Origin of the sequence: Companilactobacillus halodurans, from assembly GCF_009600985.1 — a bacterium.
Taxonomy (GTDB): domain Bacteria; phylum Bacillota; class Bacilli; order Lactobacillales; family Lactobacillaceae; genus Companilactobacillus; species Companilactobacillus halodurans.
Map to the genome: position 1 here is coordinate 88,791 of NZ_VDFP01000001.1, position 18,442 is coordinate 107,232.

At 35.4% G+C, this 18,442-nt stretch carries 16 protein-coding genes, 1 pseudogene and 1 riboswitch; all 17 genes and pseudogenes read right to left on the bottom strand.

Going from position 1 to position 18,442, the window contains the following annotated elements:
• Positions 1 to 51 precede the first annotated feature (51 nt).
• Positions 52 to 516: a 6,7-dimethyl-8-ribityllumazine synthase gene (ribH, locus tag FHL06_RS00415; protein WP_153384277.1), complete on the bottom strand. Its 465-nt coding sequence runs from the start codon at positions 514 to 516 to the stop codon at positions 52 to 54.
• Positions 516 to 1,718, bottom strand: coding sequence for a GTP cyclohydrolase II (ribA, locus tag FHL06_RS00420; protein WP_153384278.1), 1,203 nt, complete (start codon positions 1,716 to 1,718; stop codon positions 516 to 518). The genes ribH and ribA overlap by 1 nt, the downstream gene beginning before the upstream one ends.
• On the bottom strand, positions 1,711 to 2,307 hold the full coding sequence (gene ribE, locus FHL06_RS00425; protein ID WP_153384279.1) for a riboflavin synthase: 597 nt from the start codon (positions 2,305 to 2,307) through the stop codon (positions 1,711 to 1,713). The genes ribA and ribE overlap by 8 nt, the downstream gene beginning before the upstream one ends.
• Positions 2,307 to 3,344 (bottom strand): bifunctional diaminohydroxyphosphoribosylaminopyrimidine deaminase/5-amino-6-(5-phosphoribosylamino)uracil reductase RibD, encoded by a 1,038-nt coding sequence (gene ribD, locus FHL06_RS00430; RefSeq protein ID WP_192917931.1) that lies wholly within the window; start codon positions 3,342 to 3,344, stop codon positions 2,307 to 2,309. Before ribD ends, ribE begins: the two co-directional genes overlap by 1 nt.
• 124 nt (positions 3,345 to 3,468) lie before the next feature.
• A riboswitch (FMN riboswitch) is annotated at positions 3,469 to 3,601 on the bottom strand.
• A gap of 43 nt (positions 3,602 to 3,644) precedes the next feature.
• Positions 3,645 to 4,961 (bottom strand): APC family permease, encoded by a 1,317-nt coding sequence (locus FHL06_RS00435; protein WP_153384280.1) that lies wholly within the window; start codon positions 4,959 to 4,961, stop codon positions 3,645 to 3,647.
• Between the two features lie 13 nt (positions 4,962 to 4,974).
• A pseudogene (locus FHL06_RS00440) lies at positions 4,975 to 5,688 on the bottom strand (gamma-glutamyl-gamma-aminobutyrate hydrolase family protein).
• 203 nt (positions 5,689 to 5,891) lie between these two features.
• Positions 5,892 to 6,752 (bottom strand): PRD domain-containing protein, encoded by an 861-nt coding sequence (locus tag FHL06_RS00445; RefSeq protein WP_153384281.1) that lies wholly within the window; start codon positions 6,750 to 6,752, stop codon positions 5,892 to 5,894.
• A 63-nt stretch (positions 6,753 to 6,815) separates the two neighbouring features.
• Positions 6,816 to 7,631: a Cof-type HAD-IIB family hydrolase gene (locus tag FHL06_RS00450; protein ID WP_153384282.1), complete on the bottom strand. Its 816-nt coding sequence runs from the start codon at positions 7,629 to 7,631 to the stop codon at positions 6,816 to 6,818.
• Between the two features lie 160 nt (positions 7,632 to 7,791).
• Positions 7,792 to 9,219, bottom strand: a complete 1,428-nt coding sequence (lacG, locus tag FHL06_RS00455) for a 6-phospho-beta-galactosidase (RefSeq protein WP_153384283.1) — start codon at positions 9,217 to 9,219, stop codon at positions 7,792 to 7,794.
• On the bottom strand, positions 9,216 to 11,024 hold the full coding sequence (locus FHL06_RS00460; protein WP_153384284.1) for a lactose/cellobiose PTS transporter subunit IIB: 1,809 nt from the start codon (positions 11,022 to 11,024) through the stop codon (positions 9,216 to 9,218). Before FHL06_RS00460 ends, lacG (FHL06_RS00455) begins: the two co-directional genes overlap by 4 nt.
• A gap of 52 nt (positions 11,025 to 11,076) precedes the next feature.
• Positions 11,077 to 11,427, bottom strand: coding sequence for a PTS lactose/cellobiose transporter subunit IIA (locus FHL06_RS00465; RefSeq protein ID WP_153384285.1), 351 nt, complete (start codon positions 11,425 to 11,427; stop codon positions 11,077 to 11,079).
• 13 nt (positions 11,428 to 11,440) lie between these two features.
• Complete coding sequence (locus FHL06_RS00470; RefSeq protein WP_153384286.1) at positions 11,441 to 12,298, bottom strand: PRD domain-containing protein; 858 nt, start codon at positions 12,296 to 12,298, stop codon at positions 11,441 to 11,443.
• A gap of 264 nt (positions 12,299 to 12,562) precedes the next feature.
• Positions 12,563 to 13,984 carry a 6-phospho-beta-galactosidase gene (gene lacG, locus FHL06_RS00475; RefSeq protein WP_153384287.1) on the bottom strand — a complete coding sequence of 474 codons (1,422 nt, stop codon included), beginning with the start codon at positions 13,982 to 13,984 and terminating at the stop codon, positions 12,563 to 12,565.
• 12 nt (positions 13,985 to 13,996) lie between these two features.
• Positions 13,997 to 15,736, bottom strand: a complete 1,740-nt coding sequence (locus tag FHL06_RS00480; RefSeq protein WP_153384288.1) for a PTS lactose transporter subunit IIBC — start codon at positions 15,734 to 15,736, stop codon at positions 13,997 to 13,999.
• Between the two features lie 16 nt (positions 15,737 to 15,752).
• On the bottom strand, positions 15,753 to 16,103 hold the full coding sequence (locus tag FHL06_RS00485; RefSeq protein ID WP_153384289.1) for a PTS lactose/cellobiose transporter subunit IIA: 351 nt from the start codon (positions 16,101 to 16,103) through the stop codon (positions 15,753 to 15,755).
• Between the two features lie 13 nt (positions 16,104 to 16,116).
• The gene (locus FHL06_RS00490; RefSeq protein ID WP_153384290.1) at positions 16,117 to 16,968 is read right to left on the bottom strand and encodes a PRD domain-containing protein; all 852 of its coding nucleotides are present in this window, start codon (positions 16,966 to 16,968) and stop codon (positions 16,117 to 16,119) included.
• A 322-nt stretch (positions 16,969 to 17,290) separates the two neighbouring features.
• Entirely contained in the window at positions 17,291 to 18,106 is an 816-nt protein-coding gene (locus tag FHL06_RS00495; RefSeq protein ID WP_153384291.1) for a Cof-type HAD-IIB family hydrolase, read from the bottom strand.
• Positions 18,107 to 18,442: the final 336 nt, after the last annotated feature.

Here is an 18,442-nt window from a genome sequence, read left to right on the forward strand (position 1 = left end):
TTCATAGCTACTAAAAGCCTCGACTATTTTTCAATAATCGAGGTTTATTTTTTACTCTAATTTTATTTCCAAATTAATCATTTCTAAAATATCTTCAGCACATTCCGAGCCTTTGTTGCCAGCTTTACCGCCTGCTCGATCTAAGGCTTGAGCCATATTTTCTGTTGTCAAGACACCATAAGTCAGTGGAACTTTTCCATTCAAGGAAGTTTGAGCAATTCCGCTGGCAGATTGAGCACATACATAATCAAAATGAGCTGTTTGACCTTTAACTACAGCACCTAAAGTAATGATTCCATCGTAATTTCTTTGTTGAGAAATCAACCTAGCTATTCTTGGTATTTCCATGGCTCCAGGTACTTGAAAAGTTTTAATATCAGAAGCATTAACTCCACTTTGTTCTAATTTTGCAACTGCTCCATCAATCAACCGATCAGTCACGATTTGATTGAATCTTGAGACAACGATTGCTATTTTTAAACCTTGTCCTTTGATTTCACCTATTACTGGTCTCATTATTCCACGTCCTTTAACATATGATTAAATTTGTTCTTCTTTGTTTGTAAATACTTCAAATCAATTTCATTAGGTACTATTTCTAAGGGAATTCTTTTAGTAACCTTGATTCCTAAACGTTCTAATTGATTAATTTTGTCAGGATTATTAGTCATTAAAGATACTTCATTAATCTGCAATTTATTCAATAAATTAACCGCTAAACCGTAGTTTCTAGCATCAGCTTTAAATCCTAATTTTAAATTAGCTTCCACTGTGTCATTGCCTTCATCTTGCAAACGGTAAGCTTTTAACTTATTGATTAAACCAATTCCACGACCTTCTTGATGAAGATAGATCAACATTCCAGAACCATTATTTTCAATTTTTTTGAGTGATTCCTCCAACTGGGCACCGCAATCGCAACGTTTAGAACCAAAGATATCGCCTGTAAAGCATTCTGAATGGATTCTTAGTAATGAATCAGCCTTCAATTGTCCTTTATAAATTAAAAGGATTGACTTATCATCCTTAGTCAGATACGAACGTAGTCGAAAATGCCCATAACGCGTGGGTAAATCTACATCAGAATCTTCCTTTAACAAATCTTGTTCCGTCATATAACGATATTCAATTAAATCATGAATTGTAATTAAGTTAAGATGCCATTTTTTTGCTAATGGTCGCAAATCTTTTAAACGCGCCATCGTGCCATCTTTTTTAATAACTTCGCAAATGTAAGAGACTGGATTGGCTCCAGCAATTTTTGCTAAATCGACTGCGGCTTCAGTATGTCCAGTTCTTTGCATAACACCGTTATCTTTTGCTACCAGTGGGAAAATGTGCCCTGGATGATAAAAATCTTGAGCTTGACTGGTAGGATTGGCCAATTGAGAGATTGTTTTGGCACGATCAAAAGCTGAAATTCCAGTCGTTGTCGTCTTCACATCTGTACTAATGGTAAAAGCTGTATTAAATGCATCGTGAGATTTGGTCATTGGTTCAAGATTTAATCGAGTAGCAAATTCTTTACTCATGGGGACGCAGAGTAAGCCCCTTGCGTGAGTAATCATAAAATTGACATTTTCGGGTTTGACAAAATCAGCTAAACCAATCATATCTCCTTCTGACTCTCGATCTGGCGAATCAGCCACGATAATTAATTTTCCGGCTTTTAAATCTTCAATGGCTATTTTGACTTTTTCTATAATTTGATTACGCATGAGAATTCTCCTTAGCAACTTGATTTAAAATATATTTTGCAAGAATATCTGTTTCAAGATTGACGGTTTGATTGATTTGTAAACTTCCTAAAACAGTTTTTTCATGAGTGTAAGGTATAATGCCCACACTAAATTTATCCTCTTTGACATCAATAATCGTTAAACTGACGCCGTCGAGTGCCACAGAGCCTTTTTCAACTAAATATGGTTGATATTTTTCATCAATTGAAAATGTTAAGAGAGTAGAATTTCTATCTGCTTTTTTAGCCAACAACTGGCTCGTCGTATCAACATGCCCTAAAACAAAATGACCATCAAATCGTTTTTTGACTTGCATAGCTAATTCTAAATTAACCAAGCTACCAACTTTAAAATCTCTAATGTTACTCCTTGAATACGTCTCTGGCATTACATCAACGCTAAATTCATCCTTTGAGAAATTGGTAACTGTGAGGCAAATACCATCAATAGCAACGCTTTCCCCTTTTTTTAAACTTGAAAATTTATTTTCAACGATTAACTGATAATTGCCTTTAGTATGTTCGATGCCGTATATTTTGCCGATATTTTGCACAATACCTGTAAACATTATTTTTTCCTCCAAGTTGATATCCTGATGTTGTCTCCTAAAAATTTGTATTTAGGTTTTTGAAATTCAATTGTTTTAATTTGTTGATTTTGACCGTTACATGCTCCCAAACCATTGCCAAATATCATTGGTGCTAGATAAATTACTAAATGATCAATCATACCTGCCTGAGCAAACTCGCTTTGAATTTTACTGCCACCTTCAACCAGCAAGGCTTGAATTTTTTTCTCATTCAACAAATTTAGAATATTTTTGACATTCCAATCGCCAACAAAAACCTCCACATTATCAGGCAAATTACGGTGGGCTTTGGTTTCGCTTAAAAACCAAATTTTGGCTTGATTTTCAAAGATCCTTTTTGATAAATCAGCTGAATTAACATCTCTGACTAAAACAATTCTAACCGGCGGAAATTTCATTTTTTTATTACGAACTGTTAATTGCGGATTATCAGTCTTGAAAGTATTTTCACCAATCAAAACAGCTTGGTTATTACTACGTAAATCCTGTGCATCGTCATACGCAATTGAATTAGATATTAATGAGCGCTCGTTTGAAAATTTGTTAATTTTTCCATCCAAAGTCATTGCATATTTTAAAGTCACTAAAGGACGATGATTATTAAAAGAAAACATATAAGCTTGATTCAGGTCCGTTTTTATATTTAAGTTTTCAACTTCTATCCCGTGATCTTTTAAATATTTGACTCCGTGCCCACTTACCAAAGGATTAGGATCAAGACTTCCTATCACGACTTTTTTCAATCCAACTTCAACAATTCGTTGAACGCATGGTGGTGTCTTGCCAAAATGAGAGCACGGTTCCAAAGTTACAAAAATCGTTGCGCCTTTTGCCATTGATATATTTTTTAAATTGTTTAAAGTATTGATTTCGGCATGTTCATGACCAAAAGTTTGATGATGACCACTAGCTAAAACCTGACTATCTTTGACGATTACAGCACCAACTTTTGGATTAAGCCAAGTATCCGTTCCTTTCCTAGCTTCATCAAAAGCTAATTTCATAAAATCATTCATAATAATCCTATTCACCCCACAAAAAAAGCCCCGCAAACATTTTGCGAGGCTTTAAAGATAAGCTAAATAAGATTTCACACGAGAGCAACCTCAAATAAGCTTACTAGAAGTATGAAATAATTATTTTTTTCTTCTCCCATCCAGACTATACTGTCGGTCCCAGACTCTCACTGGGTCCACCACTTTCGTGGGTCACGGACTTCAATCGCTTGATTGTTACCGTCGGTTGGGAATTTCACCCTGCCCCGAAGAAATCTATTCAGTTTTCACCAAAGACGATACTCTATCTTAAAAATTATTTCAAGAAAAGTTTTTTCTGCTCAAAAAATAAAATGGAACTGCTACAAGTAATGCTCCAAATCCCCAAATTAAGTTGACCACATCAGTTTGAGATAATAGCAAAACTGAAATAGTAACAGCAACAACTGGTATCAACCAACCAAATGGTATTTTAAAGCCAGATTTACGATTCTTCATTGTTTTTCTAAACACTATAACGGCGATACAGCTAGGAATATATTGAGCAAATCTTGATACGGCACTAATTTGAGCCAAGGTATTGAAGGTTCCTGATAATGCAATCATTAATCCTAATAACGATGATATAACGATAGCTGGATATGGAACTCCAAAACGATTTTTATTGCTTAATGCCTTGGGCATCATCTTATTGTCAGCCATTGCAACACCAGAACGCGGTGTAATAAATGATGACGAAACACAAATTCCACCAATTGAAAGCAAGGTCCCTGCCGCAATCAAATACTTGCCAAAGCTTCCTGCTATTTGACCGAAAGCATCTTGCACTGGTGTAACGCTTGTTGCTAATGACTTCCCTAAGACGCCGATACAAACTGCTTGAATAAAAATATAAAAGGCTGCCACTGCCAAGATAATGATAATTAAAACTCTTGGTAAATCTTTTTGAGGATTCTTCATTTCACCAGCTGCAACGACAGCACCCTCAACACCTGTAAAGACATAGAACATTGTAATAGCTGCTAAAGAAAAGGAACTAGTATTCGAAACTGCTGCTGGCAAAAATGGCGTAAAATTACTTCCTCTAATGAACCAAATCCCCACAGCAATAAAAATCAATAAAGGCAATAATTTAGAAACAGTAATAACGTTGTTGATAATTGAAGCCACTCTTACACCGAGCAAGTTCATAGTCATTAAAGATAAAGCCAATATTGTGACAATTATATCCTTAGAAGCTGTATTGTTTAGTTGTGGAAAAACACCAGCTAATGCAGTTGCAAAGGCTACATAAAGCGTTCCTTCAGCAATTATCCTGATTGCCCAAGTAACAAAACCTACTTCATAACCAACAAAATTTCCAAAGGCTGCCTTAGCATAAATATAAGGGCCGCCAGTTTCCTCGAATAAACTAGAGTCTTCAGCAAAGCATAGTCCAATCGTTAAGATCAATAATGCATCAAAACCTAGAACTAATAAACTTGCCGGACCAAATAATTTCATGCCTTCATTGGGTAAAAGAAAAATCCCTGAACCAATGATTCCATTAATACCGAATAACAAAACTGTCCAAAAACCCATTTTATGAGTTTTAACTTTTGCTTGACTTTGAACGTGAACCGAAACTGCTTGTTTCATACTTTCCACCCTCTTATGTTCGATCGATAAATTGTTTAAATAAATCCAATTCTCGTGAATCATTCTGCCATAAATTCTCTGGATGCCATTGAACTGCTTGAACGCTGGCATCTTGATTCTCGATTCCTTCAATCACGCCATCGCTTGCTCTTGCGACAACTTTTAAGCCATCCGCAACACCTTTGATTGCTTGATGATGGCGTGAATTTACGAAGACATTATCGCCAATCGTTTTAAATAGTTGCGAGTCATGATTGACTGAAACAAAATGGGTTGGCTGGTCTCCTGGAGCTGCTTGATGGTGCTTTAAAATCTGACCAGGATACTGACTAGTTAAATCTTGATAAACGCTACCACCTAAAGCAACATTAATAATTTGGGCTCCGCGACAAAATCAAAAAATAGGAATGTTTTCGGCTACGGCCGTTCTAATAAGAGCAATTTCAAACAAGTCACGATTCCTATTAGTAACTCCAAGTTCTGGAATCGGCTCCTCGCCCATAAAATTAGGATCGATATCTGGACCACCTGTAAAAATAACTCCGTCCAGACGTTTTAATAATCCATTAATTTGTTCTTTAGGAAGATAAGGTAAACTAACTGGAATTCCATCCGCAGCTAAAACTGCATTGACTGCTGGACGAGGTACAAAATCCATTAGTTTTTGGTTAATTACTGGTGTAGCTTCTAAATAAACGTCCGCTGTAATTCCAATCAACTTGCTCATAAAATCGCTCCTTTTTTAATTTAATTTTTAGATTATCACTCTGAAATAATCTGTCAAATATTTTATTAATCATATTAATCATTTACTAATGTTTTTCTAATTTTATGGCCAGACAATCTGTAAATTGTTTATAAATTAAGGATTTACAGAAAGATTATAATTAAAAAAGCGTACTTAGATTTTTATTTCTAAGTACGCTCAATTTATTTATTTTGATTTAATCCATCTTCTTGAGTTATCCGTTGCAAGTGAATAATGAAATAAAGCATTTCTTTACTATTTAATTTTACTTGAGTTATTTTTTCAATTTCATTAAAAATTTGCCTCGCGATACCAGTCGACCCCGGATAATCTCGTTCCATTTCTAGTTCAATTTTTTTATCAAATGGAGTATCTTCTGCCATATCGCCAAGTCGTTCTAATAAATACTGTAAATGAATCATGAACCGATCATAATAATTGCTATTGCTGCCAGTACGAAAAATATTATTTCTTACTAGAATCGTCTTAATCAATTTCACCAAATCCACTTTAGAATGAATATAACGCTGATTGCTTTTATCACTGCCCCTTGCGTTGATAAAATGTAACGCTATATTGCGTATTTCTGACTCTGGAAGCTTAATATTCAAATTATGATTAATAATATCTAATCCCTTGCTAGCAACCAAATATTCACTAGTATACTTATCACTCATATCAGGGATTCGACTGGGCTTATATTTACCATCCATATAACGTTGATAAGCCCCATATATATGGTCGCTAAGCGTTATATACACATAATCTAGAACCGAATAGTCAAACTTTTTCTTAGCGTAATCAACAATCTCATAAGTCGTCGTGACAATGTCTATTGGGATATCTTTCAATAAAAAATATAAATCCTTTTGGGACTCATCTGTATCCAAGTAAAAAATCTTTTCAATTTTTGTGGTATCTATTTTTGAATCTTTTGATTTTCGAAAGGCAATCCCTTTGCCTCTAACAATGGCACGATGCTTGTCCCCTAAATCAACCAGTGCAGTATTATTATTAAAAATCTGATTTATAATCAATTGCATGCGCTTTCCCCCCCACAACCAATTATAAAAGAATAATTATAATTTAACCTTAAAATAAAAAAATTATTTTAAGGCAAACTTTTCAATAGCCAATCCGACGCCATCATGATTATTATCCTCTGTCACATAATCACTGGCTGCTTTAACATCTGGAAGAGCATTTCCCATTGCAATTCCCTTGCCAACAAGTTTTATCATCGGAATATCATTATCACGATCACCCATGGCAATCACAGAGCTTAAATCAAGATTCAGTTTTTTAGCTAAAACCTTAATAGCCTCGCCTTTATTAACATCTTTAGGGAAAATTTCCAAGAAACCAACTCCAGTTCGAACTACGAAGTAATCTTGATCGAACCTTTTATGTACCATTTCACTAATTTGGTCCAATTGAGCTTCATCCCCATTAATAATGGCCTTAACGATTTCAAAATCATTTGGCAATTGATCAGGTTCTTTAAAATACAAACCGTTGTCATTTTCATAAGCCTGCATAATGGTGTATTTATCAATCCAGTTTCGCTGACTGGTATAAGTATTACCTTGATTATCGACGACGTTATATTGCAAATCATTGTCTTTAATAAATTTAACGAATTCTCGGTAAAATTTGTTTGTCATAGTTTTTTGAGCGATAATTTCACCGGCCAAATTTTCTATAATGGCTCCGCCATTAGTAATTATGTACTGGTCTTTACCTGAAATCCCCAATGACTTTGTGTACTTTACAACAGCATTATGAGTTCTTCCTGAACAAAGGACAATTTTAATTCCTTGTTCTAAAGCTTTTTTAATAACTTCTTTATTCTTTTTTGAAATTGATTTTTCACTTGTCAATAAGGTATCATCCATATCTAATGCAATTAACTTATAGTCCATGTTATTCCTCGATTTCTTTGTTTTAATTATATTGTATAATTTTTCCCAAAAAAGAGCTTTGAGATTTAATAAAATCTCAAAACTCTATTAATTTTCAACGTTTAATTTTAGAATTTAGTAATTTCAATCCCTAGGTAAATTACTTCTACTAAAAATATTTTTATTTCATAGTATCAGACAGTTCTTTGAACCAAAGAGCACTCTTTTTGACATAACGTTTTTGATTCTTGAAATCAACATAGAAGAGTCCATAACGCTTATTGTAACCATTAGCCCATGAGAATTGATCTTGCAATGACCAAATGAAGTAGCCATTGACGTCAACTCCAGCTTGACGAGCTTTAAATAGAGCTTCTAAGTGTTGATCGACATAATCGATTCTCTTTGAATCATCATAAATATAATCATCAGGAGCATCTTCTGGAACTTGTTCCTTCATGCCGACACCATTTTCAGTGATATAAATAGTCTTGCAGTTCTTATATTCCTTGTGGATTCTCATCAAGACATCATATAACCCTTCTGGATAAATATTCCAATCCCAGTCAGTCGTTGGAATATCAGGATTCTTGACCGTCTCGCAAACTCCATGGAATTTAAAGGAACTCGTTCCCTTATCGCCAGTTCCGTTGAAAGTATTGCCGCTCTCGCCGTCGTAGGCTTTTACATATTGATTTTGATAATAATTCAATCCAAAGAAGTCATTTTGAGTACTTGCCTTCTTCAAAATATCCATATCACCATCTTGAATTTCTAGATGAGCATCGTTTTTGTCTAAAATTTCATTGATCAAAGACATTGTTTCATCACTATACTCACCCAAGAACGTTCCATCTAACAAGAAACGATTGATAAAAGCATCTTGAAGTGCTGCGGCATGACGATTTTCTGGAGTGTCTACGATTGGGTATACTGGTTGAATCACATGAATCAAGCCGATTCTACCTTTACAGCCCATTTCCTTAAACGCATTGACTACTTTAGCGTGAGCTAACAACTCATTATGTTCTGCTTGAATAGCCGATGAAACGTCAAAATGATGATTTGGTGGAAAATTTCCACCGATATATTGCGACTGTGCTAGAGAAATCAACTCATTAATCGTAAACCAATGAGTTACTTCTGGAAATTCTTTAAAACAAAACTTAGCATAGTCAACAAAATGGTCGATTTGTTTCCGGTTGAGCCAATCTCCTTGATCAAATAAGGTCTTGGGCGTATCGAAATGATGAAGCGTGACGTATGGTTCAATTCCATCATCTAGACATTCTTTGAACAAACGGTGGTAATAGTCGATTCCTTTTTGATTGGGCTTGCCATAACCGTCTGGAAAAATTCTGGTCCAAGCAATCGAAACACGGATAGCATTCAAACCATACTTCTTTGACAAAGCAAGATCCTCAGGATATCGATTGTAGAAATCACTCGCAGGGTCTGGGCTGAAACGACCTTGCTTCTTCAGGTAATCATCCCACATAGTCTTTCCTTTGCCATCGACTTTTGTATTGCCTTCGACTTGGTATGCAGCAGTTGCACCGCCGAGTACGAAGCCTTTTGGTAATGATTTTACACGGTTAATCAATGTCATTTAGAATCTCCTTTAGACTTATCAGATTTTTCGTCTGTATCTTGGTCATTTGTATCTTTAGTATTAGTATCTGAATCTTTAGTATCTGAATCATCAGAATCTTTATTTTGAAGCTTATCAACAATGAAGCTCAAAGCTTTATCAGCGTGTCTTGTCAAATCAATATACTGTTTACCAGTAGTAGTAATCATCTTGACATCGCTCTTATCTGTTTCTTTCTTCAATGAATCACGCATAGCATCCATTTGTGGAGCAAGTACAGCAACATCCATATCTGGCAATAAGTCGCCGTGAGCACCATAAGCGGCAGCGGCAGCTTCAATAGGCAATTTCTTTTCTTTAGCCATCTTATTCAATGCATTAGCAAGGATACCGGAAGTACCACCACCAGCACAGATAACTAGAATATTAAGATCTTTTTTATCTTTAGTAATTCCCAAAGGAATATCTCCTGCACTCGTTGCAACAACAGCGTCTGTATCTGCAGTAGCAGTTTCACCATTAGCAGCAGCGGCAGCAGCTTTTTCATTTTCTTCTGAAACTTTTTGTAAATCATATGCTTTAAAGAATGGGTAGTAAACGGCAACATCCATTGCGAGTAATAGAAAGACTAAAATCAAAGCTTGAATTGAGAATCCAACACCCATAAACAATCCGATAGGACCTGGAGTCGTCCATGGCAAGTTATAAATGAATCCATTCATACCCAAGTGATCAACGAAAATCTTGAACAACCAAACGTTCAAAATTGGAGTTCCGATAAATGGAATGAAGAAGACAGGGTTCAAAATCAATGGAGCACCGAACAAGATAGGTTCGTTAACACCAAAGGAAACAGGAATTGCGGCAGCACGTCCAATAGCTTTTAATTCCTTTGATTTAGCCCAAAGAGCAAACATGTATGTGATGACCAAAGTAGCACCAGTACCACCTAAAGTAGCAACGAAGTATTGTGTACCTTGAGCCAAGATATTTGTAGCATGTCCACCGGCTTGGAAGACCTTCATGTTTGTTTCAACATTAGTTAAATAAATAGCAGTAACAGCTGGTTCAACGATTGATGGACCTTGAATACCGATAAACCAGAAGAAAGCCATAGCACCATAGACAATAGCTAATCCGATATAACCATCGGCAGCTGTGAACAATGGAGCGAGAACTTGAATAATCCAAGCAGCCAAGTTAGTACCAGTTGCCATTCTGAAGAAGACATCAAACAATCCGAAGACAGATGTTGACAATGCGAATGGAATAATATTAGCAAAGGCTGATGAAATATTTTGTGGAACTGAATCAGGCATCTTCAAAGTGATGTGATTCTTGAAACATAAATAGTAAAGATTTGGAACAATGAAACCAACTAGAAATGATGCTAATAGGCCTTTAGTACCCATGTAGCCTTCAGTGAAGAATAAAAGACCAGCTTTGTTAGTAAATGGATCAACAGCAACTAACAAAAAGGCAATTTGTGAAGCGAACATTACGGATGCTACAGGAACTTGATTGATCTTTGGCAAGCGTAAGTTCAAGCTCTTGGTCAAGGCTCTAGCAACGTTAGCAGCGGCCATTAATGACAAAACACCCATTGAGTAGTTATAAATCTTCATTAATCCGTCACTAACATTTGTTGGCCAATAAAAGCCCCAAATATTAGGAACATCAGCAACCAAAATGAACAAGGACGAGAAGATGATGATTGGCATTAGTGAAATGAAACCATCACGAACGGCTTGTAGATAAATGTTGGCTGAGAGTTTTTTAAAGAACGGTTGTGCTTTTTCGATTTGTTTAACGATCGTATTCATAAATACTTACCCCCAGAGTTTGTTTTTTTGAATACTTAAAATTTCTAAATAATCAGTTCTTCATATCTAATTTCTTTTCAATCTTATTGATTCGATCGTATTCATCAATGAAGAACTTGCATTGGTCCATTAACATCATTGTTGTCATCAATGTGTCTTGACCATGGACCATAATAAATGTCACATCCATGTCCATGCCGCCAGCTTCATCAGATAGCAGTTTTGTTTGTTCATTGTGGGCATCGACGATTGACTGATTTGCTTCTTTAACTAATTTCTTAGCTTCCTCAATTTTTCCCTCACGGGCATTGTCAAGTGCCTTTAACAAAGCAGTCTTGGCATCCCCGGCATAGGCTACGATTGCAAAACCTGTCATTGAAATATCTTCTTTAGTAACTGCCATAATAATTTACCTCTTACTTTGTAATTTTTTCTTTGGTTAAACGTTGAATGTGAATGATGAAATATAATAATTCGTTACTACTTAATTTTTTGTCCAGTTCAGTCTGAAGTCTTTCATATAACTCTTTAGCAATTTGAAAAGATTCTGGATAAGAACTTTGCATTTCATCCTCAAGATTTTTGCTAAACTCGGCATTGTCCTCTTGTGACTGGTCATCTAATCTTCCTGCTAAATACTGCAAGTGAATCATAAAACGGTCATAATAATTTCCATTGTCTTCTCTTCTAAAAATCGCATTGTCGGTTAAAACTGATTTAACAATTTGATTGATGCTTATCGTCTCGCTTTCTTTCAAATCATTTGCTGAAGGTTCATCTCCTTTAGCATTGATAAAGTGCAAGGCGATACTTTTTATTTCTGATTCTGGAAAATCAACATCTAGATTACGATTGATAACATCTAAAGCATGACTGGCGATTAAATATTCAGTCGTGTATTGATTGCTCATATCAGGAACCATGCTTTCTTGATAGGTATCAGATAAGTATCTCTGATAAGCTCCAAAGATGTGATCGCTTAATGTGATATATACGTAATCCAAAACGTTATAATGCAATTTGGTTTTTGCATAATCAATGATTTCATAAGTAGTCGTCACCACATCAATGGGAATATCCTTCATCAAGAAAAACAGATTTTCTCGAGAACTCTTAGTATTCAAATAAAATATTTTTTCAATCTTTTTTGTCTCTAAATTTGAACCTTTGCTCTTTTTGAATGCAATTCCTTTGCCTTTAACAATCGCCTGCTTATGATCTCCTAGGTTAATCAACGCACTGTTATTATTAAAAACTTGAGCAATCTCGACCATCGACATTCCTCCTTTCTGGACGCAAAAAGCGAGATTACCGACACGAAGTTTTGGCTATAACTATATAGTTGTAGCTACATAGTTAAAGTTCTAAGTGTCTAGTAATCTCGCCTAATCTAATAGTAACAATTTACTAGTTATTCATCTTTCAACACAATTAGTATATATCAGTTTCAAACTTTTGTAAACGTTTCCAAACATATTTTTTTATTAAGCAAAAAACAGAACTTGAATTTATTACTTTTCAAGTTCTGTCAAATTTATTTATTCAGGAATTTCATGCGTTTCACTAAGCTTCTTAAACCAATAAGCACTCTTCTTCACATAGCGCTTTTGAGTTGGGAAATCAACGAAGAACATTCCATAACGTTTGCTGTAACCATTTGTCCATGAGAATTGATCTTGCAAGGACCACATGAAGTAGCCTTTGACGTTGACTCCATCATTAATAGCTTCGGCAATAGCTTTAAAGTACTTCTTTAAATAATCGATTCGCTTAGGGTCGTCGATAATAGTATTGTCATCAGCATCTTTTGGCAAGCTCTCTTTCAAACCAATTCCATTTTCAGTTACATAAATAGCGGGAACCAATGGATATTCTTTTTTAATCCGAACTAGCATATCGTGCATCCCCTTAGGATAGATAGACCAATCCCAATCAGTCGTTTCAATCCCATCAGGTTTTCTTTCTTCACCGATACCGTGCAATCTCGAAACAGAAGTCCCTTTAGCACCAGTACCATTATGGACCATCTCTGAATCGCCATCGTAAGCTTTAATCCACTTGCTGAAGTAGTTATTGACGCCAACAAAGTCTAGTTGATGAGCTGCACGACTTAATTCGTCCATCTCTTCTGGAGTTGACTTAAACATAGGTTGATTATTTGCATCAACGATTTCTTTAACTAACTTCAAAGTTTCAGGATTATATTCTCCAGCCAAGGTCCCATCCAAGTACAAACGGATTTCAAAGGCATCTTGCAAAGCTGCAGCATGTTTGTCGGCAGCACTATCTGTATATGGATAGACCGTTTGCAAAGCATGGACGATCCCAATTTGACCACCGAGATTCATTTTCTTATAAGCATTAACGATTCTAGCATGAGCAACCATTTGGTTGTGTTCAGCTTGAAAGGCCAAGTCAAAGCGACCAGTTACCCCAGGAGGAAATGTTCCACTGACAGTTTGTTGAATAGCCATCGAAGTTGGTTCATTAATGGTAATCCAATATTTAACTTCAGGAAATTCTTTGAAGCAAAATTTTGCATAATCGACGAAAGCATCGAGCATCTCTTGGCTCAACCAATCACCCTTATCGTGCAACTTCAATGGCGTGTCGAAGTGATGCAGCGTTACAAAGGGAATGATATTGTGCTTTTTGCAGGAAGCAAATAACTTATGATAATAACTGACCCCGCGTGGCTCTACTTTACCAGTTCCATCTGGAAAAATCCGTGACCAAGCGATTGAAACACGAATTGCTTGAACTCCGTACTCCTGTGCTAAAGTTAAATCTTCGTCATAGCGGTGATAAAAATCAGCTGCAGGATCAGGACTGAAACGTCCTTGCTTTTCAAGGTAATCATCCCATAAGACTTTTCCTTTACCATCTTCTTTAGTAGCACCTTCAACTTGATAAGCTGCGCTGGCGCCACCCATTAAGAAGTCCTTTGGTAATTTCAACATTAATAAAACCTCCTAAATATGATCTTTGACAAATTTCAATGATTTTTCTGGATCTCTTGTTAATTCAATATATTCTTTACCAGACGTTGTGGCTAATTTTGCACCATATTTGTCAGTAATTTTCTTAACGTTGCCTTTCATACTTTCCATTTGAGGAGCCAAGATAACTAAGTCCATGTCCTGAATCATATTCATATCTTGACCATAAGCACGTGCGGCAGCTGATAATGGCAAGTTTCTTTCTTTAGCCATCTTATTCAAGGCATTAGCTAAGATACCACTAGTACCACCACCAGCACAGATGACCATGACGGCTGTTTCTTTATCTAGGGTCGAGTCGTCATCCGTTGCGGTCTTATCTGAATCGCTTGAATCAGCTGAATCAGTTGATGATGCCATGACTGTACCGTCATTATTTGTTTCAGGTTCAGCATCGCTGTCACTTGCACCAGCTGTTGCTGTTGCTAAGCCTTCTTCTTTAGCTTTTTCATTTTCGCCGGCAAGCAATGAGTTATCATATGATCTCATGAATGGCATCCAAATGAATGCATCGACAACCAAACTCAAAATGACGAAGACAAAGGCTAATGGAGCAAATCCAGTACTTACTAAAATACCAATTGGTGCTGGAATGACCCAAGGCATGGTGTACATCATACCGTTCATCCCAAGAACCTCAATGAAGAACTTGAACATACAGATATTGACCATCGGTGTAACAACGAATGGTACGAAGAAAATAGGATTCATGATAATTGGAGCACCGAACAAGATAGGTTCATTAACTGAGAAACTTACAGGAATAAATGATGCTTTACCTAAAGCTTTCAATTGTTTTGATCTTGCTAAGAATAGGAACAAAAATACCAAGATGAAAGTTGAACCAGTACCACCCATGTTCATAACATAATCTTGAGCATTTTGTGCTAGAACGTGTGTAGCTTGGTGACCAGCTTGAATCAAGTTCAAGTTGTCAGCTGTGTTAGTAACTTCAATAGCTGATACGGCAGGTGCAACGATTGATGGTCCTTGAACACCAACGAACCAGAAGAAACCCATGGCTCCAGCGATAAAGGCTAAGCCGATATAAGAATCACTGGCACTGAAAATAGGTGCTAACAAAGCGATAATCAATTGAGCTAGATTCTTACCTGTCAATGTTACTAGTAAAAGCGAGAAAGCCCAGAAAACTGTGACTGACAAGAACATTGGAATAACATCCTTGAAAGTCTGTGAAATATTTTGTGGTACTTGTGGTGGCATTTTAATAGTAACGTTATTTTTAATACAGAAATAATAAATATTTGGAACAATCAGTCCAACTAAGTATGAAGCAACTAGACCTTGTGTACCTAAGTATGTTAGGTCAGCTCCACCTTTATTTTGAACGATTGAACTAATGATGAAGGCAATTTCAGCTGCCAAAATAATGGAAACTGAATTCATTTGATTAGTTTTTGGTAAATCTAGATTCTTTGTATCTGTTAAATTTTTAGCAGTTGTTGCAGTTACGAACAATGCCAATAGACCCATTGAATAGTTATAAGCAATCATAATATTGTTTTCAACATTTGTAGGCCAATGATATCCCCAAGCATTTGGTACATATGCAACTAGGATGAACAAACTGGAAAACAAAATAATTGGCATTGAGGCAATGAAACCATCACGAATTGCTGAAACGTAAGCATTTGCGGCAATTTTTTCAAACGCAGGCTTCATTTTTTCAATTCTATTAGTAATGACATCCATTTTTAATTCCCCCTCTTTAGTCTGTCATACTTAACTTCTTTTCAATTTTTCCGATACGTTCGTACTCATCGATGAAATACTTGCATTGATCCATCAACATCATAGTTGTCATCAAAGTATCTTGACCATGAACCATGATGAAGGTCACTTCCATATCCATGCCACCAGCTTCATCAGCCAGTAACTTAGTTTGTTCATTGTGAGCATCTACGATCGATTGATTGGCTTCTTCGACCAATTTCTTTGCTTCAGCAATCTTACCCTCACGAGCATTATCTAAAGCCTTTAACAAAGCAGTTTTTGCATCGCCAGCATAGGCAACGATTGCAAAACCTGTCATCGATATATCTTCTTTTGTTACCGCCATAATAGTTATCCTCCTAACTCTTCACATCTTCTTGAATCAATCTTTGAATGTGAATAATAAAATAAATTAACTCATTGCTGCTTAAATCCTTACCCAATTTTTCTTGAATCGCCTCATAAATATCATTGGCAATTTCAAATGAATCTGGATATGAATTTCTCATTTCAACTTCTAAATTGGGATTCAATTCTTTTTTATCCTCTGGCTCATCTAATCTCCCCGCCAAGTACTGCAAGTGAATCATAAATCGATCGTAATAATTGCTATTAGCATCCACTCTAAAAATTTGATTACGATTCAAAATCTTATTTACTATTTCATTAATATCCTCACTCTCATTTTTTTTGAGAGTTACCGTTTGTGATTCATTCCCCTTTGCATTAATAAAATGAAGTGCAATTCCTCTTATTTCAGACTTTGGAAAAACCACTCGCAAATTATTTTCAATTACTAATAAAGCGTGATTGGCAATCGCATATTCAACTGGATACTGATCATGCATATCAGGTATTAAATTCTCTACATAATTACCTTTTAAAATCCGTTGATAAGAACCTAAAATGTGATCGCTTAAAGTTATGTAAGCATAATCCAAAACATTATAATTATACTTTTTGACACCGTAATCAATTATTTCATAGGTGGTCGTCACGATATCGATAGGGATATCTTTCAATAGGAAATATAAAGTTTTTTGCGATTCTTTGGTGTCAAGATAAAAAATCTTATCCACCTTATCGGAAACAATACTTGAACCCTTATGTCTGTTAAAAGCAATGCCTTTTCCACTGACAATAGCTTGACGATGATCTCCTATGTCGACTAGAGCACTGTTATTATTAAAGACTTGCACAATTTGTACCAATCCTTTGTCCTCCTTTCATATTTTAGGCAAGAAAAAAAGACCACCAGTATTTCACAAATGTAGATTCCAAAACGTTCCTACAAAAATTCCATACAAGTGATCTCGCCTAATTTAATAGTAACAACTCACTCAACAAATAAAAAAGATCACCAACATTTCGTCAATAGTCTTACAACTTCAATCGGAAATGCTGAGTGATCTCGCCTAATTTAATAGTAACAACTCACTGAGCTATATTCATTTCTTTCAACGAGTTAAGTATAAAACAAATATTTATTTTTGTAAACGGTTACAATAAATTATTTTTTAAATCTATTTTTTATCAGTTTAGCACATACTTTTCAAAAGCACGTGCCACGCCGCTTTGATTATTATCATCGGTTACACGATCAGCCAAATTTTTAATTTTAGAACTGGCATTTTCCATGGCTACGCCAATACCAGCTTTTTTCAACATCGGTATATCATTTTCGCCATCGCCAATTGCTAAGGTATCCTTCAAATCAATCTTTAAATAATCGGCCAAATGTACTAAAGCACTGCTTTTGTCGACATTTTTGGGCATAATCTCTAAGAATCCAAGGTCGGTCCGAACTACATAATATTTTTGTCCAAACTTAGCGAGAACATCTTCTGTAATTGCATCTAACTTTTCTCCATCTTCATTTAGAATTGCTTTGACAATCTCAAAATCTTTTGGAAGTTGATCTGGAGTTTTGATCTTTAGGCCTTTATTGTTTTCAAAAGCCTGTAAAATAGTGTATTTGTCGATAAAATCATTATTGCTGGTATAAGTATTTCCTAAAACATCAACCGCATTGTAATGCAAATTGTTTTCCTGAACATAATTGTCAATTTCTCTATAAGCTTGATTGGATAACGTCTTTTGGTAAATAATCTTGCCTGAAATGGTTTGAACTACTCCTCCTCCATCAATAATAATGTACTGATTATCTCCGGATATCCCAAGTTTATTCAGATATTCAACCATGCCATTAAAGGTTCTACCTGAACTTAAAACGACCTTGACGCCATTTTTTAGTGCTTGTTGAATCGTTTCTTTATTTTGAGAAGAAATCTGCTTTTCATCATCCAATAAGGTATCATCAATATCCATTGCCACTAATTTAATTGCCATTAATTTTTCCTCCACTTAACTATTAGCCTTATTTTGATAATAGAATATTAAGCAATCGCTTTCAACCACAATTCAAAAAAATTAGGCCATATTATCTGTTTACAAACAAGCAAATTTAGCATTTTTTTATTAGCTATCTTATTATTTTTGAATGTTTAAAGTCTATCTTACTAAAAATAGTTATAGCAGCACTTAAAAGCGCATACATAACTATGATTATTCCAATATTTATGTAAAATCAGACCTTTTTGAAGTGCTTTTAATATCAATTTGAGTAAAATACGAACTATTTACTATTTATTTAAATAATTATTCATGTTATCCTTACATATATAA

Excerpts from the sequence above, each read along its gene's own strand:
- ribA (WP_153384278.1), bottom strand. The coding sequence starts at position 1,718 with ATGCGTAATCAAATTATAGAAAAAGTCAAAATAGCCATTGAAGATTTA.
- FHL06_RS00465 (WP_153384285.1), bottom strand. The coding sequence starts at position 11,427 with ATGGCAGTTACTAAAGAAGATATTTCAATGACAGGTTTTGCAATCGTA.
- FHL06_RS00460 (WP_153384284.1), bottom strand. The coding sequence starts at position 11,024 with ATGAATACGATCGTTAAACAAATCGAAAAAGCACAACCGTTCTTTAAA.
- FHL06_RS00470 (WP_153384286.1), bottom strand. The coding sequence starts at position 12,298 with ATGGTCGAGATTGCTCAAGTTTTTAATAATAACAGTGCGTTGATTAAC.
- ribD (WP_192917931.1), bottom strand. The coding sequence starts at position 3,344 with ATGAATGATTTTATGAAATTAGCTTTTGATGAAGCTAGGAAAGGAACG.
- FHL06_RS00485 (WP_153384289.1), bottom strand. The coding sequence starts at position 16,103 with ATGGCGGTAACAAAAGAAGATATATCGATGACAGGTTTTGCAATCGTT.
- ribE (WP_153384279.1), bottom strand. The coding sequence starts at position 2,307 with ATGTTTACAGGTATTGTGCAAAATATCGGCAAAATATACGGCATCGAA.
- lacG (WP_153384283.1), bottom strand. The coding sequence starts at position 9,219 with ATGACATTGATTAACCGTGTAAAATCATTACCAAAAGGCTTCGTACTC.
- FHL06_RS00480 (WP_153384288.1), bottom strand. The coding sequence starts at position 15,736 with ATGGATGTCATTACTAATAGAATTGAAAAAATGAAGCCTGCGTTTGAA.
- FHL06_RS00450 (WP_153384282.1), bottom strand. The coding sequence starts at position 7,631 with ATGGACTATAAGTTAATTGCATTAGATATGGATGATACCTTATTGACA.
- FHL06_RS00435 (WP_153384280.1), bottom strand. The coding sequence starts at position 4,961 with ATGAAACAAGCAGTTTCGGTTCACGTTCAAAGTCAAGCAAAAGTTAAA.
- FHL06_RS00495 (WP_153384291.1), bottom strand. The coding sequence starts at position 18,106 with ATGGCAATTAAATTAGTGGCAATGGATATTGATGATACCTTATTGGAT.
- lacG (WP_153384287.1), bottom strand. The coding sequence starts at position 13,984 with ATGTTGAAATTACCAAAGGACTTCTTAATGGGTGGCGCCAGCGCAGCT.
- FHL06_RS00445 (WP_153384281.1), bottom strand. The coding sequence starts at position 6,752 with ATGCAATTGATTATAAATCAGATTTTTAATAATAATACTGCACTGGTT.
- ribH (WP_153384277.1), bottom strand. The coding sequence starts at position 516 with ATGAGACCAGTAATAGGTGAAATCAAAGGACAAGGTTTAAAAATAGCA.